At 31.7% G+C, this 12,583-nt stretch carries 6 protein-coding genes and 1 pseudogene; 4 read left to right on the forward strand and 3 right to left on the reverse strand.

Annotation, left to right across the window (positions count from 1 at the left end; all coding sequences use genetic code 11):
- Positions 1–1,041: pseudogene (locus tag T420_RS0106295) on the reverse strand (autotransporter outer membrane beta-barrel domain-containing protein); the annotation flags it as partial.
- 2,763 nt (positions 1,042–3,804) lie between these two features.
- Here T420_RS0106295 and T420_RS0106310 point away from each other — a divergent pair.
- Positions 3,805–5,094 (forward strand): MFS transporter, encoded by a 1,290-nt coding sequence (locus T420_RS0106310; protein WP_013544906.1) that lies wholly within the window; start codon positions 3,805–3,807, stop codon positions 5,092–5,094.
- On the opposite strand, the gene T420_RS07550 is transcribed toward T420_RS0106310, so the two are convergent.
- Both T420_RS07550 and T420_RS0106320 read right to left on the reverse strand, forming a co-directional pair.
- Positions 5,091–5,354: a hypothetical protein gene (locus T420_RS07550; RefSeq protein WP_026501237.1), complete on the reverse strand. Its 264-nt coding sequence runs from the start codon at positions 5,352–5,354 to the stop codon at positions 5,091–5,093. The genes T420_RS0106310 and T420_RS07550 overlap by 4 nt on opposite strands.
- Positions 5,355–5,522: 168 nt before the next feature.
- The gene (locus tag T420_RS0106320) at positions 5,523–5,972 is read right to left on the reverse strand and encodes a DNA polymerase III subunit chi (RefSeq protein WP_013544905.1); all 450 of its coding nucleotides are present in this window, start codon (positions 5,970–5,972) and stop codon (positions 5,523–5,525) included.
- A gap of 656 nt (positions 5,973–6,628) precedes the next feature.
- Here T420_RS0106320 and lptF point away from each other — a divergent pair.
- The 3 genes from lptF (at position 6,629) to T420_RS0106335 (ending at position 12,519) form a co-directional block, all read left to right on the forward strand.
- On the forward strand, positions 6,629–7,786 hold the full coding sequence (gene lptF / locus T420_RS0106325) for an LPS export ABC transporter permease LptF (RefSeq protein ID WP_013544904.1): 1,158 nt from the start codon (positions 6,629–6,631) through the stop codon (positions 7,784–7,786).
- A 1,273-nt stretch (positions 7,787–9,059) separates the two neighbouring features.
- Positions 9,060–10,151 (forward strand): LPS export ABC transporter permease LptG, encoded by a 1,092-nt coding sequence (gene lptG, locus T420_RS0106330; RefSeq protein WP_013544903.1) that lies wholly within the window; start codon positions 9,060–9,062, stop codon positions 10,149–10,151.
- 7 nt (positions 10,152–10,158) lie between these two features.
- The gene (locus T420_RS0106335; protein WP_013544902.1) at positions 10,159–12,519 is read left to right on the forward strand and encodes an LPS-assembly protein LptD; all 2,361 of its coding nucleotides are present in this window, start codon (positions 10,159–10,161) and stop codon (positions 12,517–12,519) included.
- Positions 12,520–12,583 lie beyond the last annotated feature (64 nt).

Here is a 12,583-nt window from a genome sequence, read left to right on the forward strand (position 1 = left end):
TTCTATTGTAGATTTATGCTCTTCACTTCCAGCATAAAGATAAAATTTTCCAGAATCATTAACTATCGCATCACCTTCTAACACTGCACCAGCATACACCCACGAACTCGCATTACCATTAATAGTTAGGTCGTATACATAGCCATCAGGATATATCTCTTGAACAGCATTATCATGTAAAGTAACAGTGATAGCTGTACCTCCTGCAAAAACACGCTGCTTTCCATTCTTAAAAACTTCAGTATCTACCGCAAAACCACCCTCTCCCTTATTTCCTTGATAAATATTTTGTACTCCTCCTTGCATCACTTTTGTATTCCATGCTACCCCACCTTCATATATATTCTGTTGTCCTAGTTTTCCATCTTGACCGTAAATTACAGTGCCATTAGCAACACTCCCCGTCATTTGGCCGTTAACATTACCTTCCCCGAAAACAAACTGTTTACCACCATAAATTTGCGTTCCTTCTACTTTTCCTCCACTTTCAACCTTTTGTTGTCCACCTTTGTAAATAACAGCATTCTTTGAAAAGCCTTGTTTACCTATTGAAGCTTGAACAGTTTCAATACCACCATTCTCAATTTTAGTACCTTCACTAAAACCACCTGCATAAATATAAAGTTTTCCATTATTTCCAACTTTATTATCGATAGACTTACCTGGACTATCTTTCTCGCCACCATTTCCAACATAAACTCTAATGTCCTTATCTATCATTAAATTTTTTAGAACTGCTCCATCTTGAATAACAGTTGTTTGACCTTTTCTAAAAATTGCAATATTTTCTTCTTCCTCATTATTATCAGGTTTTAATATTGTAAAATTCTGATCCATCATAGCGTCGTCAAAAACACTAAAACTGTTTAACTCATTAGAAATTGGCAGAGTCATATCATTTCGAATTTTACTAAACTCTTTACATTTTTCAGTCTTCTCTACTTCATAAGTTCCATTTATGCTATAGTCTAAAGACCAACAAAAAGATTGGATTTCATTTTTATTTGCGTTTGCAACTCCCACAAAAGAGCTACTTATCATAAGTACCCAATAACCTAACTTCCACTTGTATTGCATAACTACATCCTTATTATTCTGTCTCGGACAAACTAATGGGAGTAAGTAGCTCTGCAAAATCACATTTCAACCAGAACTCATCAAAATTTACCAAGGGATATCATAAAGTATATGGGCATTTAATGGCTTGTGTTCGAAGGCATAAAACCATTCCACCTTTTCAAATCTTGCACTTGCGCTCTCAACACTCTATAAAAGAATGTCTTTCATTTTAATAAGCATATATTTTATTGCCTTATCCTTTTAAGAATCATTTTCAATGAATTAGATAATATACGTTTAATATTTTTTAAAACATCAAACTGTTTATTTTTATGATTATAAAGAATATATCATACATAAAAAAATCGAAAATCAGAACTTTTGATGACATTTCAACACGCTATTCTGAATTTTGGTGCAATATAATTTAAGATTTGACTAATGCTAATAAAATTCATCGGATACAAGTAAACGGATATTAGACTTATATCACAAAATAAAATTAAACATATTAGGAAGAACACTCTCTATTGCTTTCGAAGAATTATCACCATAAACATCAAAGATGTCTGCAAAATAACTTTAATCTGATTTTTGAAACGATATCAGACAAAAATAAAATATATTAATAAAATCAATATAAATCACAAGAATAAAACTATTTTACTTTTTAAGTAAACTATCAAAAATTAAACTATAACCTTTTAATAAAGGATTATTATTTAAAATAATTTATGTATCTACAAAATTTATGAGAAATGCTAAATTCTGATAGCATTTGGTAATTTTATTCAATAAAATACAGGCTTATCTGCACGCCTTTCTCACTATGCTCAACCTTACCACGTTCTAATGAAGTTGAATCTTTTAGAAAGCTCCTCTTGAAGTTTTTTCTAAAAGCCACCTATACACAAAAATCACATAAAATAAAACTTAAATTTTAACTAACTATAGCCATTTCTTTTGAGGATTAACTTTGAATCTTCTGGTTTGCAAATAGGCTTCTCTAACATCTCGAATGATTATTATAATTTCCTCCCTTTATTTACTGATAAGCCAACACTTTTAGCGAAGTTTTCATAATCCTTATTATCAATTGCTTCACAATCTTTAGCTGAGAGATGCCCTTTGATTTTGCACATAAACTTATAGATATCTTTGCACACTGAAGGAGAGGATTCTAAAATTTCTCTCTGCTCACCTTGTTGGCACGCTAAGAATATTTTGCACTCCTTGAATGGTTATTTTACCATTTTTCTAGAACACACTTCTAGCTGTTTTTCTAGTTCTTTAAAATACCGCCTCTAAAATTAGTTTTATACTCATCAACTGCTTGACTGAATTCAGATAAACTCCTTTCAGCATTTCTACACTTTGCATTTTATACCCAATAATTTCCTCTCCGTAAATTGAGAAATAGATTTAGGAGAATCTAAAATCTATTTAGCAAGTTGTGGATCAAAATCTGGAAAGATATTAATATGTTCCATCTCTATTTGCAATAATTCTGAATTGCTATAAATCAAGTTTTGAATAATGCTTTACATCTCTTTATTTCACTTCGACAAAAGCATTTTTAAATTTTTAAACCTTCTTGAATTTTATTATCGCTTACAGAACTAATTTTTGTGCTCAATTCTTCTACTTCTGACGTAGCAACAGCCGTACTATCATAAAATGTAAAGATTCACTACGAGTATGTCCAGCCATTCAAATACATTTCTAAATAAGCATTTATGAATCTCTTTTAGATAAGAGGAATCAAATCGCTTCTGCAACATTTTTAGGCTCAGATTAATAAATGCTTTTGTTACCTCATACGCACTTCTCTTATGAAGAGTAGCTGAATCTGTTATTTCATATTTATTCATATTTAGTTGTTAGCAGTTCGTTTTAGGATAAATCTTATCAAGAGTTAGATGTTTCTTTCGCACTTTTGCTTTTATTCTAGTTGCTTTCTTCACAGATTCGACAGAATTATTCATTCGAGTATTAAATTCCTCTAGTGAACAATCTCGGTTCGCATATTTTTCTCAAATGTAGAGCACTTTAAAAGGGTCGAGAGTATACCCTTCAATCATATGCGCGTTAATCACTGAATCAACAAATCACGGCGTTTTTGTAACATTTTTTAAGAACAGGATAAACATCTTCAGCTTTTTTTATGAATCCTGCTTAATCCTTTATTCTAAATCGCCTCTTACAACCATCATTTAACTCTCTTCAATTGCACCTAGAACATAGATGAAAAACACATCTTTATACCTTACTTTCTCTAATTTATACATTACTTTCTCTAAAGAAAATTATCAGAAAGTTCCTTTTTCTAACTAATTATGCATAAACGTTCAAATTTTGCAAAAAAAGATTAGTAATCACCAACTCATACGATAGATTTTTTAATGTTTTAAACATTTTTTCTTAATTTTGAAGTAAAAAAACATAAAAACTGATGATTTTGTATTAAAAAATATAATATAGTCCTACATCCTTCTTAACTTATAGTTGATATTTGCTCACATTAGCCTTTTACTTCTCATAAATATCAAAATATAATATTCGATGTACGATTAAAAATAAAACACTATTCATATGAATATGTAATCTTTCGTTCTCTTTTATATATTTATAATCCACAGCGATCATTAAAATCGATAGAGATAATGCTCGACACTGATATGAATTTTTTATAATCATAACGGTTTTGTAATTTAATTTTTATACACTAAAAGGAACCTTCTATCCATGTCTACAAACATAGAAAAATGTAGCACTAATCGACAATCTTCACCCGGCCGAATTTTGTTCGCGAGTTTTATTGGCACAACAATAGAATATTTTGACTTTTATGTTTTTTCAACTGCTGCAGCACTCATATTTCCTCGATTATTTTTCCCATCTCAAAATGAGCAACTCGCTATTTTGCAATCCTTTCTCGTTTTTGGTGTTGCCTTCCTCTCTCGCCCTCTAGGATCAGTTATTTTTGGGCATTTTGGTGATAAAATTGGACGAAAAATAACACTCATTGCCTCTCTCCTTACAATGGGTATTTCAACAATTATTATTGGTATCCTACCGACCTATGAAACAGCTGGTTGGTTAGCACCTTTCCTTTTAACAGTATGTCGTTTTGGACAAGGAATTGGATTAGGAGGAGAATGGGGAGGAGCGGTTCTGCTCGCAACAGAAAATGCTCCCCCAGAAAAACGTAGTTGGTATGCAATGTTTCCACAATTAGGCGCTCCAATTGGCCTATGCGTGTCCATTATAGTTTATTTAGCACTATGGCATGCGCTTGATGAAGAGCAGCTTTTCTCATGGGGATGGCGTATTCCTTTTATTGGCTCAATCTTTTTCATCGTTTTAGGATTATGGATCCGTATGTCGATCAATGAAACAATTGAATTCAAAAAAAATGTCGACCACAAAAAATCCTCTAGAATACCTGTACTAGATGTATTCCTCAAATACCCACGAATTTTATTTCTTGGTACATTCTGTAGTATAACAGCCCTTGTCTTATTTTATTTGGTCACGACTTATTTGCTAAGTTATTCAACAAACCATCTGCAATTATCATTCAATCAAGCACTTCAAGTAGAAATGGCTGGTGCTGTTTTCTTTGGTATTTTTACTATTCTGACAGGAAAAATTGCCGATCATATTAAACGCAGAAATTTGATGATTTGGGTGACAATGGCTACTGGCATCTATTCTTTTGCAATTCCTTACTTCTTCGACAATGGAATTTTAGGTATTTGCGCAATGTCTGTCATTGGTTTATCTATCATGGGAATGACATATAGTCAGATTGGCGCAGTTCTTTCATCAGCATATCCAACAGAAATTCGGTATAGTGGTGTTTCTATAACCTTTAACTTAGCTGGTATTTTAGGTGCAGCTATTGCACCTTACATTGCGGAATATCTAGTACAACATTTCAATGTTTCTTATATTAGTTATTATCTCTTCCTATCTTCTTTTATTTCACTCGTTTGTTTTATTGGCTTTACAGATGAAGAAATATCAAACTAAAATATAATAATGAATAATAAAACTAATATTAGCGGCAGAAATGCTGCTAATTTCATTTGTAAAGGTATCGGTTGAGGTAAAATGTACCATAATATTCCAGAAAATAATACAGAAAGGAAAAAGAATAAAATATCGACAATAGCATTAATATGAGAGACAGAAAATATCTGTGATAGGATATTTGTTGTGCCCAACCATGAAACACAAAAAAAAGCTAATGCTACTGCCCATACAATAAGTAAAACTCGGTCAAATATCATTATCATTCCATTTGAATATTTTAATCTTAGGCTATATTTTATATAACTCCTAAAATAAAAATCATAAGAAAAACTCAACAATTTCCTCCTGATTATTTCGCAATAAAGAACTATGAATTTATGATTGCCCAATACTGAAAAAATTAAAACAAAAGACATCCTTGTGAATCAAACCTGTTGCTCCCAACGATGATCTTCAGTCTGCTGCCAATAAGTTAAATAATAATTTTTTGTTTTATATTCTTTCCACTGCTTACGAATAAGATTCAATTGCTCATCATTATGACCATCAAACATAATGACAAGTCGTTGATAAATATCAATATCTGAACAAATTGCTCCCTCTATAAGAAAGCGCACTTTTGAGCCATTCGGATTTTCTTGTCCTATAGTAAGAAATACAGGCTGCAAATCTGGATATTTATCATATTCTGTTCCATGCCCAATAAATGATTCATCGGCATAAACCCATAGACAAGTATCTATAAAATTGCATTGTTCTTTACTCACACATTGTATTGTTATTCTACCAAAACGCTTCAATGCACGTTCCACTAATACAGGCAAAGTCTCTTTTAGAGTTGACTTCGTCAAATGATAGAACAAAATATCAACCATTTTAATCCTCAATACTTTTCATCACAAAGCACTATTAGAGCTTTAGTATTTTAATATAATCAAAGTAAGTTAGAGTTGAAAATCTCATCTTATTTTAATAATTATATTCTCAAAAAATAATATTATATTTATTTTATAGCTTAATAAGCCAATATCTTCATTATTTATTCATTCTTAATGTTACAATTGCCTTGCATTCAGATAGTTTATACAAAACATCTTGATTCCTTTTTCAAATGATTTTATTCACAGATCGGTCTCTTTTGTGATATATAAATAAGTGTTTTTTAATTCAAAATAAGAGAGTGAGAGAGATTGAAAAAATATCGCTCTATTTGAAGCTGATTATTCAAATTAATAAATTGATAGTTATAATTATAAATTAATTACTTGTACGATTAAAATCATGTTTTAGGTAAGTTAAAAAGGCTATTTATTTCATAGTCTATACTTTCTGTGTAGGCCACAACTGAAAATACAATATATAGTAAAATATAGTAAAATAAATGAAGATCAGTTAACCATTTTCTGTTACTGATTAGAAACATGCGTATATAAGACATAAAGAAAATCTTCAAATTTTGATTACGTGTTTAAATTTAACGCATTATAGAATACCTATTTTGAAATAAAAAACTGAGGACAACATCTATCTTATGCGTATTCTTGAATTATATATACTAAAACGCATCTTTCTTCTTTTTAGTGCTGTGATGATTGGGGCAATTGGTATCAGTTGGACAGTACAAATCCTTGCAAGAATTAATTTTCTTACAACAAGTGGACAAACATTCTTAACAGTTTTACATTTTTCATCCCTATTAATTCCTTCTGTTACTTCTCTTGTTATGCCATTCGGATTAGTTATTGCAATTACAATCATCCTTTCAACAATGAATCAAGATTCAGAATTAGCTGTTATCAGCGCATCAGGCATACCCAAAAATATTATTTGGAAGCCAATTCTTCTTTTAGCGATTCTTACTTCATTAACTTCCTTTTCCATTACTAATTTTATTGCCCCTAACGCGCGTCTTAATATGCGACAAATGTTAGCAAATACTCATTCTGATCTTATTAATCTTTTCATTCGTGAAGGTAGTTTTCAAGAATTAACCAAAAATCTTTACATAGAAATTGGTGAAACAAATACCAACGGAACTATTGGACGCCTTTTCATCGCTGATCAGCGCGATCGTCAGTTTGGTCTTTTTTATTATGCAAAAAAAGGAATAATTGTTAACAATAAAAAAGGCAATTTTTTAATCCTCAATGATGGCGAAATAGAAAGAATTGATTATAAAAATGATAATGTTTCAATTATCAAATTTAGCTCGCATACTTTTAGCCTAAGCGAATTTATTACCAATAAGAGAACACCGAATATTTATCCTAAAGATCGACCTCTTTCTTATTTATCAAACCCCGATCCAAATGATCCTCATTATCAACGAAAACCACTTCAATATAGAGCTGAATTTCACCGTCGCCTCACAGAATGTCTCTATCCTATCGTTTTTGCATTAATTGCAGTAGCCATAGCAGGAGATGCACGATCTTATCGACAAACGCATATATCTTCAACTTTTTCTGTAATTAGTTTCTCCTTACTGATTTATTGGTTAGGATATTTTTTCGCGAAAAAAACAGAAAATAACCCCGTTTATATCCCATTACTTTATATCATTCCGATAGGAATAAGCATATTAACCTTTTTCATGCTGCTCACAAACTGTAAAATTTTCGTCCTTGCAAAATTTAATGATACCATTCAAAAAATTTTTCAGAAAAAATCACAAAAAATTGATTTATAAAAATAATTTTTACTTATTCATACTGTATTAGAATTCACAATAGAGCAATATTTTCTTGTTTTAATCTTTCTTATTGTGAATCAAGCAAAACCGGTTATCTGAACATTAGAAGAACAATTAACGGATTGATACAATCTTAAGAAAGAATTCAAGATGTCTTCTTATTAAACCATCTGTATACAAGAGTAATGGTAATATTAGGAACTAACAAATAATAATGGTGCTGACTCGTTGTCTCATAAGCCTAAAAATAGGGAATCTCCATCGATTTTACACTACACCACCTGTGAGCAGTACCGAGGAATATAAATTATAAGTCTGTAGAAATGGCCTTTTTAAAATAGGTATGTGAATTAGCCATACAATATATTGATCTTGAAGTGATCCTATTTAAAAAAAAAAGAAAAGAAAAAATTTGAAGCTACGTGGGATCCCCATTATAAAAAATAATATTGCCTTAGACGATTTTGAAAACCGTAACGCCAAATTAATCAACACATCGTGAAACTGTACATTAATTTTTATCCTTAAATTTTATATTTTTACCCAATTAGACTTTATGTTATTTCTCTGAAATAAATCCAATGAATATATGTCAATTCTCATTCCAATCTGGAATACAGAAGATAAAATAGTTTTTATAGTGTTTTAATTTTATTCAATTATTGCTGAAGGAAAGCTATTAATCAGGCTATGGCTATACACCCTAAAGAATTACGAATAAGTAATTTATTTCAAAATAGCATCTATCTTTCTGAAACAAAAGCTAACGAAATAATAATAGTGAAACAGTATAGAAAAAGCTAGCAATGGCTAAGTTTCATACTTATCTACTTTTTATCTTAAATCTCAGCGTAATACGTAATTCATTTTTGATATAGGATTTTCTACACAAAATGCTGATAAAGAATACCAACTAGATTGGTTGAATCGAGATATAGTTATAGAAAGTTACCTTTTTTGAAAAATTACAAGATCTTTTTTCTATAACGTAAATATATGCAAAATCTTCAAAAATTATTAAGTATCTAAAAATTTCATGTTATCCAAAACCATTCTTGGAATTATCTTACTAATATGGATCAAAGTAGTGATGTATCATATCGGTAAAGTTTCAAAATACTGCAACCTTAATTAGTGCTTTGTAATGTTGTGATAGAGCATATCAGGCATTTAATAATCCTTATGATAAAGCTGCCTCGTACTTTATTGAATATTCAAATGCATCATGATATCTAAACATTGCAACTCTTAATATGCCTCGGATGGTATCATGATTGGATGGACGCTCGGACGATATTTTTTTGTACTTTATCTCAAAAAAATCTGTTATTTTTTGTTGGGTGTCTTTATCCTCACCCTCTTAATCGACTTTACAGAAAACTCTAGCCGATTAGAGTTGCTCCCTCATTATACAGTAAAAGGAGCATTTCTTATTTCATTGCTGCGAATCCCTTTTATTATGCAACAACTCTTCCCCTTTATTGCACTATTTTCTGCAATGACAATGCTTATCTCGCTTAACCAAAAACTTGAGCTTGTTGTTGCTCGTTCAATCGGTATTTCTGCATGGCAATTTCTCATGCCAGCTTGTTTTGGAGCTTTTCTCTTAGGGCTATTCTCTATTCTTTTCGTTAATCCACTCGCTGCATGGAGCTCTTCCCAAGCAGAAAAAATGATAGCAGCATGGCGCAGTAATAATATCGAAATATCTACCAGCAACACGCGTATTCCATGGTTAACACAACAAACAAATTTAGGAAGAACAACTATTGGTGCCAAATCAATCACACATCAAGGTCTTTCTCTTATTGATGCAATATTTGTACAATATAATGAGAATGCAACAGTAAAAAACTGGATTAATACTAAAAAAGCAACATTGACAAATGGCGCTTGGTTATTAACAAATGGAACAATCTATAAAATAGGACAAACTCCTGAAAAATTTACTGAATTACGACTAAAAACTCACCTAAAACCTGAGTTTTTAACTGAACATTTAGCCGACCCTGTAACTATTCCATTTTACAAATTACCAGAAAAAATTGCCGTTGCACGCTCATTTGGTTATTCTGCTAATAAATTTGATATGCATTTACAATCACTAATTGCGTCACCGATTTTACTTGTGGCAATGACTCTCATTGCAGCAACTGTATCACTAAAATTTACACGCTTTGGACAATCGAGAACATTAATTCTTGGTGGTGTAATTGCGGGATTTATACTTTATGTTATTTCTGTGCTGGTTCGAAGTTTTGGTAACGCTGGTTACATCCCGCCAATCATTGCTGCTTGGGTACCAGTTGTAGTGGCATTGTCTTTTGGAATCTCCTTTTTACTTCATACAGAGGATGGTTAAGTAAAAAATGTTAGCAAGTAAAAGGAGAATTTTAACAAAACTGACAACATTAGTTTTAAAAAGCCTCATCAGTTTTTCTGTAAATATCTTTATATCTCATTCTGCAATAGCAAAAAATCCTACTCCTTTTTTTAAAAATCATCTCCAAAATACAAAAAGTCCTCTCTTACTCTCTGCTGATAAACTCATTTACAATCGTGATGCAAATACCATTTCTGCACAAGGAAATGTCCAAATTGAATATGACAATAATAAAGCTGTCGCTCAAAGAGTCACTTACAATCAAAAAACAGGACGCGTCATAGCAAAAGGAAATGTTAAGATCATTCAAAAAGATGGAAATAAAATTTATTCTAATTATATAGACATGACAAAAGATTTTGGAGAAGGATTTGTAAATTCTTTACGTATCAAAACAACTAACAATACGTACTTCAAAGCTGAAAATGCTAAACGCAGCAAGAATCAAATAACAATTTTCAACAATGCTATCTATACAGCATGTGAACTTTGCCATAAAAAATTAGATCGAGCAGTCTCGTGGCAAATCAAAGCAAAAAAGATCATATGGGACAATGTCAAAAAAACAATTCGATTTGAAAACGGCCATTTTGAAACTTTCGGCATCCCAATTTTATACTTTCCAATTGTTGAACTCCCTGATCCAACAGTAAAACGTGCCAGTGGTCTTCTTGCTCCTCATTTTTTTTATGCTGATAATCTTGGTATTGGCGTAAAAAACTCCTACTTCTGGAACCTATCACCTTATAATGATTTCACACTTTCTGCTACGGTCTATACAAAACAAGGGCTTTTAACTGAAGGTACATGGCATCAACGTTTAAAAACAGGCTATTATAACATCCACTTTGCTCATATATACCAAATCAACCCCCAAAATTTCGGTAATGATAAGATTGATTCACAGAACACCAATCGTTATATGTTAGCAACAAAAGGTGACTTTCGTATTAATTCACGTTGGGTGTACGGTTGGAATATCTTTGCGCAGTCCGATCGAGATTTTAGTCGTACATACAAACTTGAAAATTATAGCGACCCCGTGCAAATTTCCCAGTTTTATTTAAATGGCCTTGCAGATCAAAATTACTTTGACATGCGTTTTTATCGTTTCAATATCCAAAATTCGATGTTTAAAGATACCCTCAACGAACATCATTCTCAGCAAGCATGGGTTTTACCTAGCATTGATTATTCTTTTATACCAAATAAATCAGTCCATACTGGAAAACTTACCTTCCGTAGTAATATACAATCAATTTATCGTCGTCATGCTGACTTTAGTAATACGAACTGGCAAGGTTATCTCCTAAAATCTCCTCAACTTTTCGGTATAGCTGGAAACAGTTTTCGTTTGACAAGCGAACTAGAATGGAAAAAACGTTTCAATACAAAAAATGGCTTAATATTAACCCCCATCTTTGCCTTACGCATTGATGCAAGTATAATAAATACTCACAATAATCATATTGCTAGCATAGAAAATGGCTCTTTAAAAAATTTTAATATTGCTTCCTCGAAAATCCGTAGCATGGCAACAGCAGGTCTGGAGTTACGTTATCCTTTTCTTATCACTGCTGGAATCTCGACACATATACTAGAACCAACAGCACAAATTTTCATGCGTAATAACGAACAATATATTGGACAATTACCAAACGAAGATGCGCAAAGCCTTGTATTTGATACAACTACCTTATTTCAAAGAGATAAATTTTCTGGTTATGATCGTATAGAAGGTGGAACAAGAGCAAATATAGGTCTAAGATATTCCGGAAGTTTTAATAATAATTGGTCGCTTTATGGACTTGTTGGACAATCATTCCATCTTGCAGGAAAAAATTCGTTCGCAGAAAAAGACTTTATCAATATCAATGTAAATGCTCACTCCGGCCTTGCAACAGCACGTTCAGATTATGTGACAATGTTTGAGGCAAATCATAATCGCGGTTTTTCTATAGCATCTCGTGGACGTTTTTATAAAAAAACAGGGAAAATTCGCCGTGGTGAATTAGAAGCATCACAAAAATGGTCAAATCTTTGGGCATCTATGCAATATGCCTATATTTCAAATCAACCAAGTGATGAACATACGCAAAATCGGCAAGAAATTTCCTTTCAAGTGGGACTTAAATTTTCCAACTATTGGTCTATCAATAATAGTGCCAGTTATGATTTAGCATCTAACACTTTGGTAAAAAGAGGAATAAATCTCAGTTATATAGATGAATGTTTTGGGATAAGTTTTGGCTATCAAAAGGTAACTAATCCAGAGAGAAATATACCTTTAAAGAACTTTAATTTTTCTTTTTCATTACGTACAATCGCAGATATTGGCAAAAAATAAAATCGGATTTATAATAGAGAACATATAGATCTTAACTTATCATTGTGTTTATGCAGAAAAACAT

This window comes from Bartonella clarridgeiae ATCC 51734 (assembly GCF_000518185.1).
GTDB classification, from domain to species: Bacteria; Pseudomonadota; Alphaproteobacteria; order Rhizobiales; family Rhizobiaceae; genus Bartonella; species Bartonella clarridgeiae.